This window comes from Hydrogenophaga palleronii NBRC 102513 (assembly GCF_001571225.1).
Lineage (GTDB): Bacteria > Pseudomonadota > Gammaproteobacteria > Burkholderiales > Burkholderiaceae_C > Hydrogenophaga > Hydrogenophaga palleronii.
The window spans coordinates 52,381-74,225 of the sequence record NZ_BCTJ01000004.1 but is presented as its reverse complement, the minus strand read 5'-3'; the positions used below and the strand labels follow the sequence as shown (position 1 = coordinate 74,225).

24 protein-coding genes are annotated in these 21,845 nt (G+C 64.6%); 20 read left to right on the top strand and 4 right to left on the bottom strand.

The genetic code is table 11. From position 1 onward, the window contains the following. Nucleotides 1–104: 104 nt before the first annotated feature. From HPA01S_RS04940 to HPA01S_RS04895, 10 genes are read left to right on the top strand one after another with little or no spacing between them, the layout of a single operon-like run. Nucleotides 105–482, top strand: a complete 378-nt coding sequence (locus tag HPA01S_RS04940; protein ID WP_066267432.1) for an integrative conjugative element protein, RAQPRD family — start codon at nt 105–107, stop codon at nt 480–482. Then, nucleotides 479–712 carry a TIGR03758 family integrating conjugative element protein gene (locus HPA01S_RS04935; RefSeq protein ID WP_066267431.1) on the top strand — a complete coding sequence of 78 codons (234 nt, stop codon included), beginning with the start codon at nt 479–481 and terminating at the stop codon, nt 710–712. The genes HPA01S_RS04940 and HPA01S_RS04935 overlap by 4 nt, the downstream gene beginning before the upstream one ends. A 17-nt stretch (nt 713–729) precedes the next feature. Then, nucleotides 730–1,089 carry a TIGR03745 family integrating conjugative element membrane protein gene (locus HPA01S_RS04930; RefSeq protein WP_066267428.1) on the top strand — a complete coding sequence of 120 codons (360 nt, stop codon included), beginning with the start codon at nt 730–732 and terminating at the stop codon, nt 1,087–1,089. Nucleotides 1,090–1,101: 12 nt separating this feature from the next. Then, nucleotides 1,102–1,500, top strand: a complete 399-nt coding sequence (locus HPA01S_RS04925; RefSeq protein ID WP_066267426.1) for a TIGR03750 family conjugal transfer protein — start codon at nt 1,102–1,104, stop codon at nt 1,498–1,500. Further along, entirely contained in the window at nt 1,497–2,183 is a 687-nt protein-coding gene (locus HPA01S_RS04920) for a PFL_4703 family integrating conjugative element protein (protein ID WP_066267424.1), read from the top strand. The genes HPA01S_RS04925 and HPA01S_RS04920 overlap by 4 nt, the downstream gene beginning before the upstream one ends. After that, nucleotides 2,180–3,085: a TIGR03749 family integrating conjugative element protein gene (locus HPA01S_RS04915; RefSeq protein ID WP_066267421.1), complete on the top strand. Its 906-nt coding sequence runs from the start codon at nt 2,180–2,182 to the stop codon at nt 3,083–3,085. Before HPA01S_RS04920 ends, HPA01S_RS04915 begins: the two co-directional genes overlap by 4 nt. Then, complete coding sequence (locus HPA01S_RS04910; protein ID WP_066267419.1) at nt 3,075–4,496, top strand: TIGR03752 family integrating conjugative element protein; 1,422 nt, start codon at nt 3,075–3,077, stop codon at nt 4,494–4,496. Before HPA01S_RS04915 ends, HPA01S_RS04910 begins: the two co-directional genes overlap by 11 nt. After that, on the top strand, nt 4,477–4,911 hold the full coding sequence (locus tag HPA01S_RS04905) for a TIGR03751 family conjugal transfer lipoprotein (RefSeq protein WP_066267417.1): 435 nt from the start codon (nt 4,477–4,479) through the stop codon (nt 4,909–4,911). The genes HPA01S_RS04910 and HPA01S_RS04905 overlap by 20 nt, the downstream gene beginning before the upstream one ends. Further along, a complete protein-coding gene (locus tag HPA01S_RS04900) occupies nt 4,911–7,802 on the top strand; it encodes a conjugative transfer ATPase (RefSeq protein ID WP_066267416.1) in 2,892 nt (963 codons plus the stop codon). The genes HPA01S_RS04905 and HPA01S_RS04900 overlap by 1 nt, the downstream gene beginning before the upstream one ends. Further along, complete coding sequence (locus HPA01S_RS04895) at nt 7,799–8,548, top strand: DsbA family protein (protein WP_066267414.1); 750 nt, start codon at nt 7,799–7,801, stop codon at nt 8,546–8,548. The genes HPA01S_RS04900 and HPA01S_RS04895 overlap by 4 nt, the downstream gene beginning before the upstream one ends. 179 nt (nt 8,549–8,727) lie before the next feature. Here HPA01S_RS04895 and HPA01S_RS04890 read toward each other — a convergent pair whose 3' ends face one another. Beyond that, nucleotides 8,728–9,729 (bottom strand): DUF4917 family protein, encoded by a 1,002-nt coding sequence (locus HPA01S_RS04890; RefSeq protein ID WP_066267412.1) that lies wholly within the window; start codon nt 9,727–9,729, stop codon nt 8,728–8,730. A 178-nt stretch (nt 9,730–9,907) separates the two neighbouring features. Between HPA01S_RS04890 and HPA01S_RS04885 the strand changes: the two genes are divergently transcribed. From HPA01S_RS04885 to HPA01S_RS04865, 5 genes are read left to right on the top strand one after another with little or no spacing between them, the layout of a single operon-like run. Then, nucleotides 9,908–10,330 carry a TIGR03757 family integrating conjugative element protein gene (locus tag HPA01S_RS04885; RefSeq protein WP_066267410.1) on the top strand — a complete coding sequence of 141 codons (423 nt, stop codon included), beginning with the start codon at nt 9,908–9,910 and terminating at the stop codon, nt 10,328–10,330. After that, on the top strand, nt 10,327–11,268 hold the full coding sequence (locus HPA01S_RS04880; protein WP_370670979.1) for a TIGR03756 family integrating conjugative element protein: 942 nt from the start codon (nt 10,327–10,329) through the stop codon (nt 11,266–11,268). Before HPA01S_RS04885 ends, HPA01S_RS04880 begins: the two co-directional genes overlap by 4 nt. A gap of 10 nt (nt 11,269–11,278) precedes the next feature. Next, entirely contained in the window at nt 11,279–12,673 is a 1,395-nt protein-coding gene (locus tag HPA01S_RS04875) for an integrating conjugative element protein (protein ID WP_066267402.1), read from the top strand. Next, complete coding sequence (locus HPA01S_RS04870; RefSeq protein WP_066267400.1) at nt 12,670–13,017, top strand: hypothetical protein; 348 nt, start codon at nt 12,670–12,672, stop codon at nt 13,015–13,017. Before HPA01S_RS04875 ends, HPA01S_RS04870 begins: the two co-directional genes overlap by 4 nt. A gap of 15 nt (nt 13,018–13,032) precedes the next feature. Beyond that, nucleotides 13,033–14,556, top strand: a complete 1,524-nt coding sequence (locus HPA01S_RS04865; protein ID WP_066267399.1) for a conjugal transfer protein TraG N-terminal domain-containing protein — start codon at nt 13,033–13,035, stop codon at nt 14,554–14,556. 6 nt (nt 14,557–14,562) lie between these two features. On the opposite strand, the gene HPA01S_RS04860 is transcribed toward HPA01S_RS04865, so the two are convergent. The 3 genes from HPA01S_RS04860 to HPA01S_RS04850 are packed head-to-tail and all read right to left on the bottom strand — an operon-like array spanning nt 14,563 to nt 15,728. Further along, nucleotides 14,563–14,925: a DUF3742 family protein gene (locus HPA01S_RS04860; RefSeq protein ID WP_066267398.1), complete on the bottom strand. Its 363-nt coding sequence runs from the start codon at nt 14,923–14,925 to the stop codon at nt 14,563–14,565. A 27-nt stretch (nt 14,926–14,952) separates the two neighbouring features. Then, nucleotides 14,953–15,411 carry a type II toxin-antitoxin system YhaV family toxin gene (locus tag HPA01S_RS04855; RefSeq protein WP_066267395.1) on the bottom strand — a complete coding sequence of 153 codons (459 nt, stop codon included), beginning with the start codon at nt 15,409–15,411 and terminating at the stop codon, nt 14,953–14,955. Beyond that, the gene (locus tag HPA01S_RS04850) at nt 15,411–15,728 is read right to left on the bottom strand and encodes a type II toxin-antitoxin system PrlF family antitoxin (protein WP_066267659.1); all 318 of its coding nucleotides are present in this window, start codon (nt 15,726–15,728) and stop codon (nt 15,411–15,413) included. Before HPA01S_RS04850 ends, HPA01S_RS04855 begins: the two co-directional genes overlap by 1 nt. Nucleotides 15,729–16,035: 307 nt before the next feature. Here HPA01S_RS04850 and mobH point away from each other — a divergent pair, with 307 nt between their 5' ends. The 5 genes from mobH (at nt 16,036) to HPA01S_RS04825 (ending at nt 21,813) form a co-directional block, all read left to right on the top strand. Next, on the top strand, nt 16,036–17,865 hold the full coding sequence (gene mobH / locus HPA01S_RS04845) for a MobH family relaxase (protein WP_066267394.1): 1,830 nt from the start codon (nt 16,036–16,038) through the stop codon (nt 17,863–17,865). 383 nt (nt 17,866–18,248) lie between these two features. Beyond that, nucleotides 18,249–19,262 carry a zinc-dependent alcohol dehydrogenase family protein gene (locus HPA01S_RS04840; RefSeq protein ID WP_066267393.1) on the top strand — a complete coding sequence of 338 codons (1,014 nt, stop codon included), beginning with the start codon at nt 18,249–18,251 and terminating at the stop codon, nt 19,260–19,262. Between the two features lie 81 nt (nt 19,263–19,343). Continuing rightward, nucleotides 19,344–19,982 (top strand): flavodoxin family protein, encoded by a 639-nt coding sequence (locus tag HPA01S_RS04835; RefSeq protein WP_218005326.1) that lies wholly within the window; start codon nt 19,344–19,346, stop codon nt 19,980–19,982. Nucleotides 19,983–20,174: 192 nt separating this feature from the next. Then, nucleotides 20,175–21,017, top strand: a complete 843-nt coding sequence (locus tag HPA01S_RS04830; protein WP_066267392.1) for an SDR family oxidoreductase — start codon at nt 20,175–20,177, stop codon at nt 21,015–21,017. 34 nt (nt 21,018–21,051) lie between these two features. Continuing rightward, nucleotides 21,052–21,813 (top strand): SDR family NAD(P)-dependent oxidoreductase, encoded by a 762-nt coding sequence (locus tag HPA01S_RS04825; protein WP_066267388.1) that lies wholly within the window; start codon nt 21,052–21,054, stop codon nt 21,811–21,813. Nucleotides 21,814–21,845: the final 32 nt, after the last annotated feature.

Here is a 21,845-nt window from a genome sequence, read left to right as displayed (position 1 = left end):
TCCTTCCATCTATCCGGGCGCTACCCAGTTCCCATTGTTTGCTGCCCAGGAACGCCCGCCTCGCCACGATCACGCCATTGCTGATCTCACGAGGACATTGCGCGATGGTGCTGCCAATCCGTCTCCGCGCTGCGCACTGCGGCGCGCCCCTTCTGTTGATGGGCCTCCTGATGGCTGGCCTGCCTCTGACCGCCAGCGCCGACACACCGGCGCAGCGCCAGGACATTGCCGCCGCTGCACGTCAGCTTGACTCGCTGGAACGCCTGGTCGGCCACAGCGCGGCCAACGCGGCGGCCACGCCAGGCGAGCGCTACCACTTCGACTACGCCCGGCTACGCGCCGACCTGGCCCGTGTGCGGGCCGGTCTGCAGGACTACCTCACCCCCCCGCGCGCACAGCCCAGAGACCCCGCTGAGCTTGCCGGTCAGTACCGCACCGAACAAGCCGCCGACCAACCGCACGATGCCGAGACCAAGCCGTGAATGGCGCCCAGCTCTCGGCTTTTCAGGCCAGCAGCGGCTTCACGCCCGCTGTGATGGCCACCGTGCTGGTGGGCGCGGTGTTCGCCGTGCTGCTGCTCTGGGGTGCCTGGGCAATCCGCACAGCCTATGTGGGCTGGGCGGAGAGCCGAATCAACCAGCGCCAGTTCCTCGGCGTCGTCGTGCGTTTCCTTGCCATGTACGTCGTGCTGACGTTTTTCCTTCTCTCCTGACCTCGAAAGGACCAACCATGAAGACCCGCCTCTCTCCCACCCAACTTGTCCGCCGCTCGACGCTGGCCCTTGCCACACTGGCACTACCTGCCGTTTCGTTCGCCCAGGGCCTTCCCTCGCTGGAGGACCCGTCGCGCGGCACCGGCAACGGCATCATGGAGACCATCCGCAACTACGGCTACGACATCGTGCTGCTGGTGGCGCTGCTCGTCGTCGCCTCCATGTTCATCGGGGTCTGCTACCACGCCTACGGCACGTACGCCGAAATCCACACCGGCCGCAAGACCTGGGGACAGTTTGGCCTCACGGTGGCTATCGGCGCCGTGCTGCTTGTGATCGGCATCTGGCTGCTCACCGAAGCCACCGGCATCCTGTAAGGAGGCTTGGTCATGTCCGAGCATCAGCATGTCCGGGCGGACGGCACGGTGTCATTCCTGCCGCACCGGCTCAACCGTCACCCGGTGGTGGTGCGCGGCCTGACCGCAGACGAACTGTGGATCTGCTGCGGCCTCTCCGGGGCTGCCGGTCTGGTGATCGGCGCACCGCTGTCGTGGGTCTTTTCAACCATCGCGCTGGCACCGACTTTCATCGTCGCCGGCGTGGCCTTCGGTGTGTTCATTGGTGGCGGCATCCTGCGCCGCCAAAAGCGCGGTCGCCCCGACACCTGGCTGTACCGCCATCTGCAATGGTGGTTGACGACGCATCACCCCATCGTCTCGGACAGGATTGGCGGGCGCGCGCTGATCACACGCTCCGGCTACTGGTCAGCACGGAGGGCGGCGCGATGAGCCGGTTCAAGAACGAGGTCGCGCACCTTCAGGCGCACATCAAGACCTTGCGCCGGGGCGTTGCCGCCCTGTTGCTGCTTGCGCTGGTCATGGGCGGCGGATGGTGGAGCGCACCGCGCGACCTCACCGTGCATGTCCCACCGGACCTGCGCTCGGGCAGCACTCGCAAGTGGTGGGAGGTACCCCCGGAATCGGTGTACGCCTTCACCTTCTATGTGTTCCAGCAGCTCAACCGCTGGCCCACCAACGGGGAGGACGACTATGCGCGCAATTTGTACGCACTCTCGCCGTACTTCACCCCCGCGTGCAAGGCCTTCCTGCAAGCCGACTACGACTATCGCCGCAACGCGGGCGAGTTGCGCCAACGCGTGCGCGGAATCTATGAGATTCCGGGACGCGGCTATGGCGACAACCCCGCTGCTCGCGTACGGGTGGTATCGGACCGAGATTGGGTGGTGACCTTGGACATCAGTGCGGACGAGTACTACAGCTCCGAGCAAGTCAAACGCGCCTTGGTGCGCTACCCGATCAAGGTCGTGCGGGCCGATGTGGATCCCGCACGGAATCCGTTCGGACTGGCGCTCGATTGCTATGACGGCGCGCCACAGCGCATTGCCGCACCCGAGACACCACCCCAGCCTCCCGCCCGTGGCGGTCTGGGCGCCCAAGGAGAAACGCCATGAAGAAACGAGTCGCCCTTTGGCTGGGTGCAGCCATGGCCGTCGCGATCACGCCCCTGGCTCACGCGGTGGAGATTCTGCGCTGGGAACGTCTGCCGCTGGTTGTTCCCCTGGTCGTCGGCCAGGAGCGGATCGTGTTCATTGACCGCAATGTGCGCGTCGGCGTACCGGCCAATGTGGGCGAGCGCCTGCGCATCCAGAGCGCGGGAGGCGCGGTGTACTTGCGCGCCAGCGAGCCCATCGAGCCGACACGCCTGCAACTGCAAGATGCCGACACCGGCACCCTGATCCTGCTCGACATCGCGGCCGAGCCTGCACGTGAAGGTGCACCTCTGCTGGAACCGGTGCGCATCGTCGATGGCGCCAACGCTGCGACGCGCTATGGCACGCAGACGGCCGAGATCGGCAATGCCGAAGCCGACGGTAAGACCCAAGCCGCCCAGAGCAAGCGCGAGACTCCGATTGCCGTCGTGCTGACACGCTACGCGGCGCAGAATCTCTACGCGCCGTTGCGCACGGTCGAATCCGCCCCGGGCATCATGCGCGTCAACCTGCGGCGCAACCTGGTGCTCGACACGCTGCTGCCGACCCTGCCAGTCAAAGTCACCGCGCTTGCTGCCTGGCGCCTGGAGGACCACTGGGTCACGGCGGTCCGCGTGACCAACACCAGCAGCGGCTGGATCGACCTGGATCCACGCACGTTGCAGGGCGACATCCTGACAGCGACTTTCCAACACCCCGCCCTGGGGCCACAAGGCCGGCCGGAAGACACCACGGTGGTGTACCTGGTGACGCGTCGCTATGGCTTGCCACAGTCCCTGCTGCCGGCCATCCAGCGCTTCGATCCGGCGGTGAACCTGCCCCGGCCAGCCAGCCCCACCCAAGGAGACGACCATGCGCAGTAACGGTCTACTCAAGTGGTTGATGATTCCGGTGGCCCTGGTCGTGCTGTTCTTCGGCATCCGGCTGTTCTCCAATGGTGGGAGCAAGGCACCCGTTGGCGCCGACGCCAGCGCCCAGCTCACATCGGATGAAATGAAGGCGCTGGGCATCCAGGGCGACACGCCACGCGACACGGTGGCCACCCTCGTCGCCCAGGTAAAGCAACTGCGTACCGAGCTGCAGACCGCCACCACGGACAACAAGACGCAGCGCGAAGAGAACCAACGCCTGCGTCAGCGGGAAACGGCGATCGACCAGCGCATCGGCACCGCCCTGGAGTCCGAGCGGGCCACTCTGCGCCGCGACCAAGAGCAGATCGCCAGCGAACGCCAGCAGACCGAAGGCCTACTGCAAGACCTGCAGCGCCGCCTTGAGAGCATCGGCAGCCGCGGCAATGGCCACGCCGACCTGCCGGTGGGCCTGGGCCTGAGTGACGGGGATGGGGACGGCATGGCGAGCGCGCCCGGCGGCGTACGCTGGGTGGAACCTGACGATGCCAAGCAGACCGATGGCCGGGGCCGCAGCAACGGCAGCTCGCTCAGCTTCCCCACCAGTTTCGGTCCTGCCCAACGCACATTGGAAGCTACTGCCGACACGGTCGCCAATGCCGGCGCCAAGGCCGTAGGAGTCAGCAAGGCCAAGGCGGTCTACACCGTGCCGACCAACTCGACGCTGATGGGCTCGGTGGCGATGACGGCACTGATCGGCCGCGTTCCCATCGATGGCACCGTGAACGACCCGTACCCATTCAAAGTGCTCGTCGGGCCGGACAACCTGACCGCCAACGGCATTGACATTCCGGATGTGGCCGGCGCCGTGTTCAGCGGTACCGCAGCCGGTGATTGGACGCTCTCGTGCGTTCGCGGCCAGGTGCGCAGCATCACCTTTGTCTTCAACGACGGCACGATCCGCACCATCCCCGAAGACCGCGACGGCAACCAGCAGAACAACGATCAGCAGGATGGCCTCGGCTGGATCAGCGACCCGCACGGCATTCCCTGCGTCAGTGGCGAGCGCCGCAGCAATGCCCAACAGTACCTGGGCACCCAGGCTCTGATCACGGCCGCCGGCGCTGGCGCTGCCTCGCTGATTGAATCAGACAGCGGGCGATCGTCCTATGTCGGCGCCGATGGCTCGATCGGCACTGTCGGCATCACCGGCCAAGAAGCCGTTGGCCGGATCCTGGCTGGCGGTGTCCAGGAAATGTCGAGCTGGGTCAACAAGCTCTACGGGCAAGCCTTTGCAGCGGTGTACGTGCAGCCGGGCGCCAAGGTTGCCGTCCACCTGGAGAAGCCGCTCGCCATCGACTACGACCCCGAAGGCCGCAAGGTCGACCACCGTGCAGGAGAAGCTCATGCGCCCGAACTGGACTAAGCCCCTCGTGCTGGCACTCGTGGTGGGCACACTCACCGGCTGCGCCACCAACAAGGAAGACTTGCTCACCCATGGTGGACGGACCATGCAGGACATCTGGCAGCAGGAAGGTGGCGATGGTGGTACGGGCCAGGTGTCCCGGCGCCAGTTGCTCGATGCCCGCCAGACGCTACGCCGGCCGCTGCTCGAAGCGGACATCGCCGCGGCGCCGGCCGAGCAGGCCCGCTATACCCGCACGGCGGCAAACGAGATCTACCGCCAGTTTCATCGGCTGCCGAACCCGGACCTGGTGATGTACGTGTTCCCGCATCTGGCGGGCACGGATCCGGTGCCTGTGCCGGGCTACACCACGGTGTTCCCCCTGTACCAGCGCATCCAGTACGCCATGCCTGGCGAACGTGTGGAGGACTATTGATGGCCTGGACGCTACCGTGGCGCCGCCGCAAAGTGCCCGGCGCCTCACCCACCGAGCAAGCACAGCCCGATGGCTGGCAGCGCCATGTGCAGGCGCTGCGTGATGCGGGTGTGCGGATGCCCGGAGAAGCCGTTCAGAGGCTGCGCGCCGCGACGACGGCCGATGAGCAGGCCCTCTACGACGTAGCGCCGTCGTTCGTCTCACTGCTGCCGTGGGTGGAATTCCTGCCCGAATCCCAGTGCATGCTGCTCGAAGACGGCCAATCAGTTGCTGCCTTCTTCGAGCTGACGCCCTTGGGCACCGAGGGCCGTGAGGCAGTCTGGCTGGCTCAGGCGCGCGACGCGCTGGAGAACGCGCTGCAGGACAGCTTCGACGAGCTCGACGAGAACCCCTGGGTCGTCCAGCTCTATGCCCAGGATGAAGCAAGCTTCGACCAATACCTGGATGCGCTGCGCCGCTACATCCAGCCGCGTGCGCAGGGCTCCCGCTTCAGCGAGTTCTACCTGAAGTTTTTCGCTCACCATCTGCGCGCCGTCGCCAAGCCAGGTGGCCTGTTCGAGGACACCGTGGTAACGCGCCTGCGTTGGCGCGGCCAGAGCCGGCGCGTACGCATGGTGGTGTACCGCCGCGCGATGGGCCAAAGCAGTCGGCGCGGCCAGACGCCGGAACATGCCCTCAACACCGTGTGCGATCGCCTGGCCGGTGGACTGAGCAACGCCGGCATCCAGGCGCGCCGGTTGGGTGCACCTGCAATCCATGGCTGGCTGCTGCGCTGGTTCAACCCCCATCCCACAACGCTGGGCTCTGAAGCGCAGGACCGCGAGCGCTTCTACCAGCTGGCAGCGTACCCCGAGACCGCCGAGATCGACGAAATCGAGCTGGCCAGCGGCACAGATTTCAGCCAGCGCCTGTTCTTCGGCCAGCCGCGCTCGGACGTCGAACAGGGGTTGTGGTACTTCGACGGCATGCCGCATCGGGTCATGGTGACCGACCGGCTGCGCACGCCGCCGGTCACCGGCCACCTCACCGGGGAGACGCGCAAGGGCGATGCGATCAACACCCTGTTCGACCAGATGCCGGAAGACACCACGCTGTGCCTGACCCTGGTCGCCACGCCGCAGGACGTGCTCGAAGCCCACCTGAACCATCTCGCCAAGAAGGCCGTGGGCGAGACCCTCGCATCGGAACAAACGCTCAAGGATGTGCACGAGGCCCGCTCCCTGATCGGCAGTTCCCACAAGCTGTACCGCGGCACGCTGGCTTTCTACCTGCGCGGGCGTGATGAAGCGGAGCTCGACCGGCGCGGCCTGCAGCTCGCCAATGTCATGCTCAATGCCGGCCTGCAGCCGGTGCGCGAGGAAGACGAAGTTGCGCCGCTCAACAGCTACCTTCGCTGGTTGCCCTGCCTCTACAACCCCGGCGCGGACCGCAGGCAGTGGTACACCCAACTGATGTTCGCCCAGCACGCGGCCAACCTGTCGCCGGTCTGGGGCCGCAGCCAGGGCACGGGACACCCTGGCATCACGTTCTTCAACCGTGGCGGCGGCGTGATCACCTTCGACCCCTTCAACCGTCTGGATCGGCAGATGAATGCGCATCTGTTCCTGTTCGGCCCGACCGGATCGGGCAAGTCTGCTACCTTGAACAACATCCTGAATCAGGTCGCCGCGATCTACCGCCCGCGCATGTTCATCGTCGAGGCAGGCAACTCCTTCGGTATGTTCGGCGACTTCGCCAAGCGCCTCGGGCTCACGGTCAACCGGGTCAAGCTCGCGCCGGGCGCCGGGGTCAGCCTTGCGCCTTTCGCGGACGCCCGACGCCTGATCGAGACGCCCAGCGACGTGCAGACCCTCGACGCTGACGCGCTGGACGAGGAGCAACCGCCAGCGGTCGAAGCCAATGAGGCCGACGAGCAGCGCGACGTGCTCGGCGAGCTGGAGATCACCGCCCGCCTGATGATCACTGGCGGCGAGGACAAGGAAGAAGCGCGCATGACGCGCGCAGACCGCTCGCTGATCCGCCAGTGCATTCTCGAGGCCGCGCAGCGCTGTGTCGCCGACAACCGCACCGTGCTGACCCGCGACGTGCGCGATGCCTTGCGCGAGCGCGGCCGCGACACGACCCTACCCGAGACGCGGCGCTCCCGGCTGCTCGAAATGGCCGACGCCATGGACATGTTCTGCCAAGGCACCGACGGCGAGATGTTCGACCGGCCGGGTACGCCCTGGCCGGAGGCCGACGTCACGATCGTGGACCTGGCCACCTATGCCCGCGAGGGCTACAACGCCCAACTGTCCATCGCCTACATCTCGTTGATCAGCACGGTCAACAACATCGCAGAGCGTGACCAATTCCTGGGCCGGCCCATCGTCAATGTGACCGATGAGGGTCACATCATCACCAAGAACCCGCTGCTGTCCCCCTACGTGGTCAAGATCACCAAGATGTGGCGAAAGCTGGGCGCCTGGTTCTGGCTCGCCACACAGAACGTGGACGACCTGCCAAAGTCCGCCGAGCCGATGCTCAACATGATCGAGTGGTGGATCTGCCTGTCGATGCCGCCGGATGAGGTCGAGAAGATCGCGCGCTTTCGTGAGCTGAATCCTGCGCAGAAGGCGCTAATGCTCTCGGCGCGTAAGGAGGCCGGCAAGTTCAGCGAGGGCGTGATCCTGTCCAAGTCGATGGAGGTTCTGTTCCGCGCGGTCCCGCCCAGCCTCTATCTGGCGTTGGCCCAGACGGAGCCGGAAGAGAAAGCTGAGCGCTTCCAGCTCATGCAGCAACACGGCATCGGCGAACTCGAAGCGGCTTTCAAGGTGGCCGAAAATATTGATCGTGCGCGCGGCATCGACCCGCTGCCATACGACGACGTGTTCGCCGGGGAACCATCATGACCACCACACCGAAGCCCGTTCTCAAAAAGTCCCGGCGTGCCTGGTGGCTTGCTGCGGGCGGCGCAGCGCTTGCTGCATTGGTGTGGGGTTTCTTCGCATCGCATCAACCTGCAGATCCTGTCGCTGTCGAGCAGCCTGGTATTGAGCACGCGGCCGGCCCACCCTGGCGCTACGGCCCAGCTTCAGCGCGCTTCACGATCGTTGTCTACGCCGATCTGGAATGCCCGTTCTGCCAGTCCTACACCCCGGTGCTGCGAACGTGGGTCGATGGGCACCGTGACGTCAATCTGCAGTGGCATCACCTTCCGCTCGCGATGCATGAGCCTGCTGCCAGCGAAGAGGCACGCTGGGTGGAGTGCGTGGGCGAGACGTTCGGGCATGCTCGCTTCTGGAAGGCTATCGCCTGGGTGTATCAACACACGCGCGGCGGCGGCCAGGGGCTGCCGCCCGGCACGGCGTATCCAGACGACGCGGCGGTGCAAGCCTGTTTGGACAGCGAACGTCCCGGGCTGGCGGTTCGCCAGCAGGCGGATCAGGCGCGCAAAGATGGCCTCAATGCCACCCCCTCGATTCGCCTGATCGATCAGGCTACTGATCGCTCCATGGTATTGACCGGACCTGTTGTGGGTGATGCCTTGCTGTCGGCCCTGGACTACCTCGCCTCCGAGCAATCTAATGAAGCTCAGGCAACTCCGATGCCCGCAGAGGCGCTCAATGCAGATGCCAAGTGGCGTGCGTTCCCATAGCCAGAGTTGGCACTCTCTCCAGGTTGCGATCATCGACGGAAGGTATTCCAAGGAAAGCGCCCATTTCCCGATCTGGCCGGCTCGGGCTGGGCGGACCGCATCAACTGGCATCTAGCGCAGCAACGCCATGCCTTGATGCGGAAACTTGCCTGCCCCTAGCTGCTACGCATCGCCTCATGCTAAGCCCCTTGGTGATTCCAGCAGCCTGCGCTCTGACTGTCGAAAAACTCTACTGGTACCACGCCCAGAGCTCCTTGAACGATCGGCAGAACCCGGTTGCAATAGATCTGGTCAGCGCCGTGCACAGAAACTGCGACGCGGCGGATGCCCGTACCTCGCATGCGCTGCAGCAGATGGAGGTCCTGCTCTCCCAACCCCCATCCATAGATGACGAGCGTCTCGCGCTCCGAGCCCAGCACTTCCCGGTAAACCGTGGAGAGGTAGTAGCTGTTCTGGATTGAACTCACTTTTTGCTGCCAGGTTCCCTCGCTCACGAACAGAGGCACAACCTCTTCGCTGCGCCAACGCGTCAGGATGGCCTCCAGCAGCCCGGCATCGGCGTTGTGGATCTTGCGCTCCTGCTCGACGCGATTGCGGCACAGCACCAGGCTGCCATGCGGATAGAAAACCAATGTGGTCGATCGCTGACGCCGAATCGGCGTTCTCAGTCTGCGCCAATCGTCCTGAAACAACCCGCCCGCGCCGAAGCAGTCCTTGATGGCGTGCTCCTCGTCATGGTCGTAACCATGCATCAAGGCCCAATAGACGATGAGGTCGTAGTTCAGCGAGGCAACCGTATCGAAGTGTTTGAGGAATCGGTAGATCGCCGGCAAGTGCCCACTGACCTGGTCGAACTCGGGATGGATGTCCTGGACACTCTGGATGAGACAGTCTCGAACCCTCAGGTATGCCTCATGCGTTCGTTGGTCCGGGATCTGCAGTGATTGATTGACGTTCGATGCCTGCCACACGATGCGCAGGATCAGCTCGAAGTCCGTCGTTCCGAAGAACGCGAACAGTCGCTCGACGTCCGGGGCAATCAGCTCGTTGGCTCGCGCATGCTCCAGCAGCGAGCCATAGGAAAAGCTGGGGCTGACCGCAATGCTGGCGCCATTGCCCAGTATGGCGGTGCCTCGGTAGTTCGGGGCGATGGCCTCCCACGGCTGAATCACATAGGGCATAGGATCTGTCTCTCCAAAGTTTGTCTTTCATCACCTTACCGCAGCCCTGGCTGGGGAATGGCCGCTCTGATCGCATCCGCCCGGAAAATGCGGGTGCGGGTCGGTACGCATTGTTCGTGGCTCTTGGCGGCCCCTTGCGTTGCACTACTGGGGTCTTCCACTTCCAGGGCCGCATGCCATGCGAAATCTCTGCCTTCTGCTCGGACAAGCCTTGATCGGGATGGCGACGTTGGGCTCGGTGGCGGCCAATGCCCAGGAGGTCTGGGTCGTCACCAACTCGGGCAATCCGGTGACGGGCAAGGCCACCGTCAGCCGCCTCATCAAGCTGGACATGCCGCAGCGCTTCGAGGCTGAGTTGGCCGCGCAGTTGTCGAGCGATCCGCAGCGCGCCGCCGCGCTAGTCCAGCAGCGCCTGCAGCAAGGCGGCCAGCCCCTGCAGAAGCGCATGCGCGATGCTTACCAAGGCGTGGCCGACGCCTGGAGCCTCGGAATCACCACACTCCCGGCCGTCGTCGTGGACCAACGCTACGTGGTCTACGGCGAGTCCGATCTCGACAAAGCCTTGGCGCGCGTCGCACAACACCGCAAGGACAAGCCATGATGACCCGTGTCCCACGCCGACTGCGGATCGGCGCCGCGGCTGCGCTGCTGTGTGGCGCCACCTCGACGTTCGCGCTCAACACCGCAACCATCGTCTCCTCCACGCTCTCGCCCGACTGCCTGGAGTACCGGGTGGTCGGCATCTGCTACTGGCTCTACTGCACCTGGACCGGGTGCACGGTGCGCACCTCGATCAAGGTGCGGCACTACATCCCGGACGCCGTGGTGTCCAGCTATTCCAACACTGGCGAGAACCCCTGGACGGAAGTGCGCGCTATGAGCACGTCCAACCCGACGGCGCAGGCCGGCGGGGATGGCACGACCAACCATGACAACGAGAACAACCTGGCCAAGTTCAAAAACGCCGATGTCATCGGCCATCCCGGCGGCCAGTTGTTCAGCCAGTTCGCGAGCTCGTCGGGCTATGCGTGTGAGGGCGCGGGCACGGCATTCATGCCCTACCTGCTCAGCACGCTGGACACGATCGCATGGCGCTACAACGTGCCGGAAGCCGTGTATCCCGAAGCGCTGATCCCCGGCATGCGCGAGATCGGCGCACGCACCAGCCTGAACCTGTGGGGCGCGGTCTATCCCCGCGGTGGCTTCCTGCACCAGACCGACGACCACAAGTCCGGTGCCGTGGTCGCACAACGCGCAGGTGATGTCGTCACCCGCCGTGGCCAGTTGCATGTCTATCAGCCCCTCCTCGCCAACAGCCGCGACGGCTACTGGCCGGCCGGCGCGTTGGTGGAAAGTGACGCGTCGACCGGCAAGTGGCAGGAGCTCACCCCCCGGCTGTCGTCGTCCTGCGCGGTGTTTCCGAACAACGGTCCGCTGACCCAAGCCCAGCAAGGCGACTACGCCTGGGCGCTGTGGCGCCCCTATAGCTGCTGCCAGCGTCGGGGCCAGGTCTTCCTTGGCAGCGTCGATTTCAACTGAGGTCACCACCATGAACCGCCACGACAACGTCCGTCCGCCTCGCCATTTTCCTGTGCGCTGGCAACCTTCGCTGCTCGCCGGCGCCCTGGTATTGGCAACCGGGCTGACCTGGGCGCAAGCCGGGTTTCAGAACAGCGGCAGCGTGATCGGTGATGAGGTCATGTACTCGATCGGCGGCGGCAATGCCGTCTCGATGAGCGGTGCCGCCGGTATGCGCTCGATCGGTGTGGGCGTGGGTTGGAACAGCAATCTGATCTGCGGCGACATGAGCATCAGCACGACGATCCAGAACCAGCTCAACGGGCTCACGAACGGCTTCCAGAACATCATGAGCAATGTGATCCAGAGCGCGACCAGCGCAGTCGCGTCGCTGCCCGCGCTGATCATCCAGCGTGCCGACCCGGGCCTGTACAACCTTCTGACCAACGGTGTTCTGCAGGCACGGCTGGACTTCGACCGTTCCAAGCTGACCTGCCGTGCCATGGCAGAACGGATGGCGGACGCAGCCGGCGGCCAGCTCGGCTGGAACCAGATCGCAGAAGGCATGGCGCTGCGCCAGGCGGTTGCCAGCACCGATGCGGTCTCGGCCATCGAGCAGGCGGAGAGCCGCCGCGGCAACGACGGTGTGCCGTGGGTGGGAGGCAACAACGCTGGCGGCTCCGGTCAAGCCTCCATCAAGGTGGTCGGCGACGTGACCCGCGCGGGCTACAACCTCGTCAACGGCCGCAGCGTGACCGACACGTCGTCGATCGCCACCGCCAACTGCAACAGCCTCGCCTGCGCGACCTGGTCGACACCTCAAGCTGCGGCGGACTGGGCGACGCGTGTCCTGGGTGAGAAAGAGCAGCGCACCTGCGAGAGCTGCACCAAGACCCAGACCGTCCCGGGCGTCGGGTTGACGCCGCTGATCCAGGAGGAATACGAGACCAAGCTGGAGGTGCTGCAGGAGCTGATCAGCCGCACCCGGAACACCACCGTGGAAAACCTGCGGGCGGCCGGCAGCACCTCGCTGCCGATCACCCGTGGCGTGGTCGAGGCGCTGCGTGACGAACCGGACCAAGACATCCTCGCGCGCCGCCTCGCATCCGAGGTAGCTCTGGCCTCTGTGCTGGAGAAGGCGCTGCTGCTGCAGCGCACCCTGCTCACGGGCAAGAAGGAGCCGAACGTCGCGACCAACCAGTTGGCCACCGAAGCGGTGAACCACGAGAGCGACACCCTCGATCGGGAGATCCTGAATCTCAAGACCGAACTCGAACTGCGCCGCGAGCTAGCAAACAACTCGCCGATGGCCATCATCCAGCGCCATGGCACCCGGGCCTCGGGTTCACGCGGTGTCTTCGAGGGTGACCCCACGCCCGACCGTCTCAACCGTCTGCAACGGCCCGCACCGAGTGGCACGCCATGAGTACGCAGTGGCTGCGTCTGAGGTGGCTGTTCAACCGGCGCAACGCGAGGGCGCTGGCATGGGCCGTGGTGTTGCTGAGCCTGGCGGTGGCCGCCAATGTGGCCGGCATTTACCTGGTCGGGAGCGTGGCCGGCTGGGAACGCTGGATGTCGGCGTCCGCCGGCTACTTCCTGGCGTGGCGGATTTGCCTCTATGCGGCCACTGTCTATGGCTGGCTGTGGATGCGTCGGCGCCTGCTTGCACGCGAGTCTGCGCCCGACGCGCGTCGCCGCCTGGTGCGCGCGGAGATCGCAGGCGCGATCGCCATCGTTGCCCTGGAAGCCAGCCTGCTGCTGCAGGCGTAGCGAGGGATCCAGAACATGACACTCTTCACCACCGACTACCTCGAGTACTACCTGACCCTGGTGGGCTGGATCGTGCACAACGGTATCTGGTCCGTCCTGGTCTCCAGCGGCGTGTTCGCCATTCCCTTCGTGGCCATCATCGTCCAGGAATGGCTGAAGGCCCGCGCCGAGGGCGCTGACGAAGGCAACAAGGGTGTGTTGTCGTCGATGCGCATCGAGAACCGCGTCTGGGTGGCGATCGTCGTGGTGATGTTCGCCGGCATTCCGTTCATCGACGTGGATCTCAACATGATCCGAATGGACGATTCGCGCTCCCAGCAGTGCCAGGTGAGCGTACCCCAGCCCTCGGACACGGGCTGGAGCCAGTCCTTCACGACCCTCAACAACCAGAGTGCCAAAGTGCCCGTCTGGTGGGCCTTCATCCATGCGCTCTCGCGCGCGGTCACCGGCGCGTCGGTGGCCGCCATTCCGTGCGGCACGGATCTGCGGCAGATGCGGATGGAGATCGACGCCACCCGCATCGACGATCCGGTGCTGGCCCAGGAGGTCGCGGACTTCACCCATGATTGCTATGGCCCGGCACGGGCCAAGCTCTTCATGAATCGCCCGAGCCTGGACGAATCCCAGATGCACGATGTCACCTGGATCGGCTCCAACTACTTCGTCAACACCGGCGGCTACTACGACACGTACCGCGCCAAAGCACCTCGCGATGGTTGGGCCTACGACAGCAACCGCGATGCAGGCCTGACGCAGGTGCCCAGCGGCGCCGGCTACCCGACCTGCCGCCAGTGGTGGAGCGATGGCGGCAATGGCCTGCGTGCGCGGCTGCTTGCTGAAGTCGACCCCACGCTGATGAATCGGCTGGCCGGCTGGGCCGGCTTCTTGAGCCGCGCCCAGGTTGACGACTCGGTGATCCGTGCGATTGCCTCGCCGCGCCAGCAGAAGCTCAACCAGGGCGCCGTCTACTCCGACTACGGCGGTCAGATCGACAAGACCCTGCCGAACATCGTCACCCGCGCTGCCGGCGACGTGGGTCTGGCGGTGGGCTCGCTGGGCTTCTTCCCGGCCATGGACGTGGTGCGCCAGGCGCTCCCTATGGTGCTGTCACTGCTGAAGATGGCCTTGGTCATCTGCATCCCGCTGGTGCTCGTGGTCGGGACCTACGACCTGAAGACAGTGGTGACGGTCAGCGTGGTGCAGTTCTCGCTGTTCTTCGTGGACTTCTGGTTCCAGCTCGCCCGCTGGATCGACAGCACGATCCTCGACGCCCTCTACGGCTGGGGGTGGGGCTGGAACCGGCCGCACTCGAACTTCGATCCGGTGATGGGTCTGAACAATGCGTTTGGTGACATGCTCCTGAACTTCGTCATGGGAGCGATGTTCATCGTGTTGCCAACGTTCTGGATCATGTCCTTGGCGTGGGCAGGCATTCGCGCCGGCAACGTCTTGCAAGGCCTAGCCGGCGCAACGGGAGATGCCAAGGCTGCCGGAGGCAAGGGCAGTGGCATTGCAATCAATGCCATGTCAAAGAAGTGAGGACTGCTACTCTTCGTCCTCGACGTGCGGATCGATGCGAAATCCATCGTAGGTGTACAGACCGAAGCCGGCAGGCCCGTTGCGCCATTCCGATTCGGGAGGGTCGTCGTTCAGCCCGGCGTTGCGCGCCACCCACGCGGCCACCACCGCAAGCACCAGCAGCAGCGCTAGCCAAGACATGGTGTACAGCAGCATACCGAGTACGACCAACTTGACCACCCACAGCAGCGCCGTGGCACCCATCACCGGCACTCCCTTAGAGGCGAGCCAGCTCGACAACCGTCGCTCGCCGCGCACATAGGCGCGCCATCCACGACCGAAGCTGCGGCCGAGGCGCTCTGCGATGCTGATGCGGGTTGTCGTGTTCATGGTCGTCTCCTGCTACATGAGGAATGCCTACTTCAGTTTGCTCCAATCCTGCTTGCTGGCCAGTACCAATGCGTTCCAGTCGTCGGGCGGATTTCCCCGCCCCAACATCTTCTCAAAAACAGCGTAGGGATCTGACTTGCTCCCCGCCGACCGCAAAGTCTGCTCGTCGTTGACCCAGGCGTACACGATGACCTTCGCCTTCGAGTCGTACCGGAAGAAGAGCCGAAACCGCCTTCCGATTTTGGCCCGACGCCAGTGGCGGTGGGCCGGCCCCAGGGTATTACCCTGGCGGTATTCATCGCGTGCCGGATCACTCGGAACCACATCCAGCATCAACTGGCTCAATGCCCGGAAGAGCTTGACGTTGGCGTTGGACTCGAATCCCTCCGGGTCGTTCTCCTGCGCGCGCGCCGCGGCTGCTTGCAGCCTCTGCAACTGCTCGATTACGCAGTCGTGGAAGAGCAGCGTCCAGCCGTGCCTTTGCATCAGAGCGCCACTTCCCCGTCGATTTCATCGTCCAGCTTCACGCTGTGACCCGCGTGTTCCAGCATGGCGCGGGCCAAGTCCTCGGGCAGGCCCTGGACGTTCCGGCCAGCTTCAATGTCTCGGGCCAGCAGGCTCAGGAACGCGCTGATCGCGGGGTCCTCATGCTCGACATCGACCCGGGTGACGACGACTTCGCTGCCTCGCAGATCGAACGCGAGCTTCCCGCCGGTATCCACGCCGAGCGCCTGCCGGATGGGCTTGGGCAGCGTGATCTGACCTTTGGAGGTCAGTGTGGCAATTTCATGAATGGCAGGCATAGCCGTTCTCCTGATAGCGATGCCCTCATGGTAAGGAATATTCCTTACCATGTCAATATGGGGTCTCATGGCGTCCTCCCGCGTCAAATAATCGGCCCAATCGTAGGGCGGGAACAGGGAGCCTTCACGCATCAATCCGAACCGCTGAACCCCGTATTGGCGGTGGACGGTCAATGCTCCCAGCCCTATACCCAAATGGTTAACGGCAAAAGGGCCGAAAGGGCAAGGGAATGGGGGTGCAAGGGGAAAGGCCCTATCTTGAAAAGGCTAAAAGGCCTCCCGGTCGGCCCGCCCCCAGGACACCTACATGCTCTCACTGTTCCAGCGAAAACGGCCTCCGGTCGCTGCCGCTCCGTCGTCAGCAACTGCCACCGACCTCCCGAAAGGGCTGCTGCGGCCCGAGTCGGTCGCATCGCTGCTGGCTACACCGCGCCGGCAGAAGCTGTTGGACCACATCTGGCAGCGCACCTCACTCTCGCGCAAGCAGTTCGCCACCCTGTACGGCACGCCGCTGGAACGCTATGCCGAGCTGGTCCAGCAGTTTCCCGCTTCCGAAAGTCACCACCACGCTTACCCGGGCGGCATGCTGGACCACGGCCTGGAAATCGTCGCCTACGCTCTCAAGCTGCGGCAGTCCCACCTGCTGCCCATTGGCGCCAGCCCCGAGGATCAGTCGGCGCAAGCCGAAGCCTGGACCGCCGCTGTCGCCTACGCCGCGCTGCTGCACGACATCGGCAAGATCGCCGTCGATCTGCACGTCGAACTGGCCAACGGCGACACCTGGCATCCCTGGCACGGCCCACTGCACCAACCGTACCGCTTCCGCTATCGCGAGGACCGCGAGTACCGTCTGCACAGTGCCGCGACAGGCTTGCTCTACCGCCAAGTGCTTGCCCCCCATGTCCTGGACTGGCTCAGTGGCTATCCGGCGCTCTGGGCACCGCTGCTCTACGTCCTGGCTGGCCAGTACGAGCACGCCGGAGTGTTGGGCGAACTGGTCGTGCAGGCTGACCGCGCTTCGGTCGCGCAGGAACTGGGCGGTGATCCGGCCCGCGCCATGGCCGCGCCCAAGCATGCGCTGCAACGCAAGCTGCTCGATGGGTTGCGCTATCTGCTCAAGGAAGAACTGAAGTTGAACCAGCCCGAGGCCTCCGATGGCTGGCTCACCGAGGATGCGCTGTGGCTGGTGAGCAAGACCGTCTCCGACAAGCTGCGCGCCCATCTGCTGTCCCAGGGCATCGACGGCATCCCGGCGAACAACACCGCCGTGTTCAACGTGCTGCAGGATCACGGCATGCTGCAGCCCACGTCAGAGGGCAAAGCAGTCTGGCGCGCGACCGTAACCAGCGCTACCGGCTGGTCGCACCCGTTCACCCTTTTACGTCTCGCTCCCGCGCTAATCTGGGAATCAGGCGAACGGCCAACCCCTTTCGCTGGGATGGTGGCGATCGACGCCGCACTGACCGATGCGTTGGTCTCCCAGCCGGCAGTCATCGCGGAGCCGACCCCGGAAGGCCATGAGGCACTGCCATGGGAAAGCAGGAGCGCCCTGGTCCCGTCGCCCACGACTCAGGTGGTGCCCGATGTCCTGGAGGACATGCTGGCGATGGTCGGTATGAGCGATTCGTCCGGCATGCAGCAGGATGCGGAGGCCGTTTCGCATGAGGCCGACGCCGCACCATCCGAAGCGCCGACCCCAGCGACGGCCACATCATCGCCATCGGCTGCGCCAACTCCCACTACGGAGCAGCCATCCGGCGAGCACTTCATGGCGTGGGTAAAGCACGCAATCCGGACGCGCAAGCTCGTCATCAACGACGCTCGTGCACTAGTGCATACGGTGGGTGATACGGCTTACCTCGTCAGCCCTGGGGTATTCCAGCGCTACGCGCAGGAACACCCACAAGTCGGTGCGCTGGCCAAGACAGACCAGCAACAGGACTGGCAATGGGTTCAAAAGCGGTTTGAGAGGCTTCAGCGACACCGGAAACAGCCCAACGGCCTCAACATCTGGAACTGTGAGGTGACGGGGCCGCGCAAATCAAGGCGGCTGCACGGCTATTTACTATTGCATCCTGAGCAGGTGTTCGACGAGATCCCGCCCAACAATCCTTATCTTGCCATCTGCCCACCTTGATGATCCGACTCCGTTGCTCCATTCGATCACGGGATCTCTAGGGCCGCCCAAGGATCCGTGGTCCTGATTCCTCTTGCCCCAGCATGGGCTGCGGATTGTGCAGCAGGCACTCTGGCCTAAGCGCCCCTGCCGTTCTGGGCAGCCAAGGGCTTGCCCACGCATCCGCTGTCGAGCTCTTTGGCTTACAAATTATCGTCAGCTCCGGAGCGCTCCGGGTCGATTCAGGAACGATGGAAACGCTAGCAGGGCGTTGAATCAGGCAATAAAGGAGGCAGATCAAGCAACCGAAAGGTCGGTGGGCCTCACATACTTTGAGATTGGACAGATCTGCCGATTCAAAAATCGGCATTCGGTGCCTTTACTGAAGAGGACGAGACAGAATCATGAAAGCCTACCGCCTGGATGACTTCACAAGCGTCGACGATCTGCACCTGCACGACGAGCTTCCGCCCGAGCCACAGCGTGGCGAGGTGCTGGTACGCATTCATGCCGTGTCCCTCAATTTCCGGGACATCGCCATGGTTCGCAATCAGTATCCCGTGCCACATGCCAAGGGACTGATCCCCACCAGCGATGGCGCCGGCGAGGTGCTGGCGATCGGTGAGGGGGTAGACAGTTTCAAAGTAGGCGATCGGGTCATGAGCACGTTCCATCCACGTTGGTACGCCGGGCGCAGGCCGATCAATCTGTTCCAGTACGGCTATGGTGCCGCCATCGATGGCTGGCTGGTCGAACAGAAGGTCGTCAGCCAAGAGGCACTCGTGCGAGTGCCAGACTCCCTGTCCTACGAAGAGGCCGCCACGCTGCCTTGCGCGGCAGTGACCGCCTGGAGTGCCTTGAACGAAGGCGCACCGGTGCGCGCCGGCGGCACCGTGCTCGTCCAGGGCAGCGGTGGCGTCTCCATCTTCGCTCTGCAGTTGGCCAAGGCCGTGGGCGCGACCGTGATCGCCACCACCTCCAGCGCACAGAAGGCCGAACGGCTGCGGGAGCTCGGCGCCGACGCGGTGGTGAACTACCGGGAGGAGCCGCAGTGGGGCGATCGCGTGCGCGCTTTGGCCCAGGACCTGGGTGTGGAGCGGATCGTGGAGGTCGGCGGGCCTGGAACACTGGCGCAGAGCCTGCGCGCCGTGCGACCGGGCGGCGAGATCGCACTCATCGGGTTTGTGAGTCCGGAGGGCGGCCACATCAACTACCTCGATCTGTTCATGAGCGGCGCGACCTTCCGGCACATCACGGTCGGCAGCCGCGAGTCGCTCATGGACGTCGCCCAGGCGATCGACGTCGCCGGCATCAAACCCGTGATCGACCGCGTCTTCGACTTCGCTGACGCGCGAGCGGCGTTCGCCCATCTCGACAGCGGCGCGCACTTCGGCAAGGTGGTCATCCGCTGTGCTTAAGGCCGGGAGCCACGATGGCGGCCGCAGCAACAGCTTGGTCGGAACAGATCATCGGCTGAGTTCACTGCTTACTAGGTGGGCATGGTGACCTGGAAAAGGCGCCTGCTCTTTGGTGCCGCTGCGGCAGTCGCCGTCGGGATCGCAGCCTTCACGCTCATGGTCGTGAAGGACCGGACCTATGTGACTAGCCCCGCCTACACGCTGACGGCCGAGCCTAACGGGGCTGTGGCCGTCGTCTACTATTCCCGCTCGGGGCATTCCGAGGCCGTCGCGCGCGAGGCGGCCCGACTGTTCAATGCTCCCATCGCCAGGATCGAGGCGGACTATCCGCGTGACATGACCGGACAACGCCGGGCGGCCTCCGATGCGAAGGCGGAGAAGCTACCCCACATCACGGTCGAACCAGTCGATCTCAGCCCCGTCCGCCGCCTCTACCTGGTCTCCCCCACCTGGATGTTCCGCCCCGCTACGCCGCTGTGGGCCTATGTGGCGCAAACCGATCTGACGGGCAAGGAAGTCGTGCTCGTCACCACGGGCAACAGTCGATTCGAGCAATCGGAGACGGACGCGTTCGCCAGAGCGGTCGAGGCCCGCGGTGGTCACCTTGTCCAGCACGTGTTCCTGCGTCGTGGCCGCATTTTTTGGCAGAAAAGCCGCGAAGCACTCCTGCAGGAAGCCAGGATACACCTGAGCGAGCGCGCACCAGCCCTCAAACCATAAGGCACTGAACGCCGTCGCAGCCGCTGTGGCCCGCCGACGCCGGTCGGCGGTCTCATCTGCTCCCTGTTCAGCGATTTGCGGATACAAGAAAAACGACGATCCGTCATTTCAGGCAAGAAATGCGCCAGTCCGTGCAGCCTGTTTTTTGGTTGGGCGCGCACAATTTGCAGACATTGAAGAAGGAACATCATCATGTCTGACAAACAAGTTTGGCTCATCACCGGCGCAGGTCGCGGACTCGGCGTGGACATTGCCAAGGCTGCCTTGGCCGCCGGCCACGCGGTCGTTGCCACAGGCCGCGACGCAGCGAAGGTGGCGGCCGCGCTCGGAGTGCACGACGATCTTCTGGCGATCAACCTCGATGTGACCCGCCCCGATGAAGCGAAAGCTGCGGTCGAGGTTGCTGTTACCCGGTTTGGGCGTATCGACGTGCTGGTCAACAACGCCGGCAACTTCTACGCCGGCTTCTTCGAGGAGCTGAGCGCCGAGCAGGTCCGCAGCCAGATCGAAACGTTGCTGTTCGGCCCGATGAATGTCGCCCGTGCCGTGCTGCCCGTGATGCGCAGGCAGCGCTCGGGCCTGCTGCTCACCATCTCCTCAACCGCGGGTATCGCAGGTGGCATGTTCTGCACCGCCTATGCCGCCGCCAAGTTCGGCGTAGAAGGTTGGATCGAATCGCTAGCGCCGGAGATCGAGCCTTTCGGCATCCGCACGATGCTGGTCGAGCCCGGCTTCTTCCGCACCGAGTTGCTCACCGCCGAGTCGACCACCTACGCGAAGCCAGCGATCGACGACTATGCCGAGCGCACCCGCCAAACCGTCGAGGCCTGGAGCGGCATGGACGGCAAACAGGGTGGCGACCCGGGCAAGCTCGCCGACGCCATCGTGCAGCTCGCCGGTCTTGATGCGCCGCCCGCACGTTTCGCCGCCGGCGCCGATGCCGTGCAGACCTTCGAGACGAAAGCCAACACCCTGCTCGCACAGGCCGATGCCCATCGTGAACTGTCGTCCTCGCTTGCCCGAGACGATGCGTGACCCTGCCAGACCCCAATACCAACAGGACACTGCCATGACACTCCCTCTCAGCGGCACCGTTGCGCTGGTAACTGGCACCAGCAGCGGCATCGGCCACGCCACCGCGCGTGCGCTGGCGGCACGGGGCGCTTCCGTCGCCCTGGTCGCCCGCCGCCAGGACCGCCTGGACGCACTCGCCGCGCAGATCCATGAGGCCGACGGCACCGCCTTTGCCATACCCGCAGACATTACCGATCGCACCCAGGCCGAAGCCGCCGTCCAGGCCACCGTCGAGCGCTTCGGGAGGCTGGACATTCTGGTCAACAACGCCGGCCTGATGCTGCTCGGCCCCATCGTGGGCGGTGACCCCGACGAATGGAATCGGATGATCGCCATCAACCAGCAAGGCCTGCTCTACATGACGCACGCCGCGCTGCCCCATCTGCTCGCCGCTGCGGAGGACGATCCGCGCCGGGTGGCCGACATCGTCAACATTTCGTCGATCGCCGGCCGTGTGGCCTGGGCGAACTATGGCGCCTACAACATGACGAAGTTCGGGGTGAATGGGTTCACCGAATCGCTGCGGCAGGAAATCACCAAGAAGCACGTGCGCGTCGGTGTGCTCGAGCCCGGTGGTGTCGCGACGGAGCTGGGCTCGCACAACGCCGGTGTGATGCGCGAAGGCATCGATGCTTTCTACGACACGACCGAGGTACTGCAGGCCGAAGACATCGCCGATGGCGTGGCCTACATGGTCACCCGCCCGCGCCACGCCTCCATCAGCGAGCTGTGGATCATGCCCACCGACCAGGCCTAGTCGTCTTTGGACCAGCCGATTTCTCAAGGAGT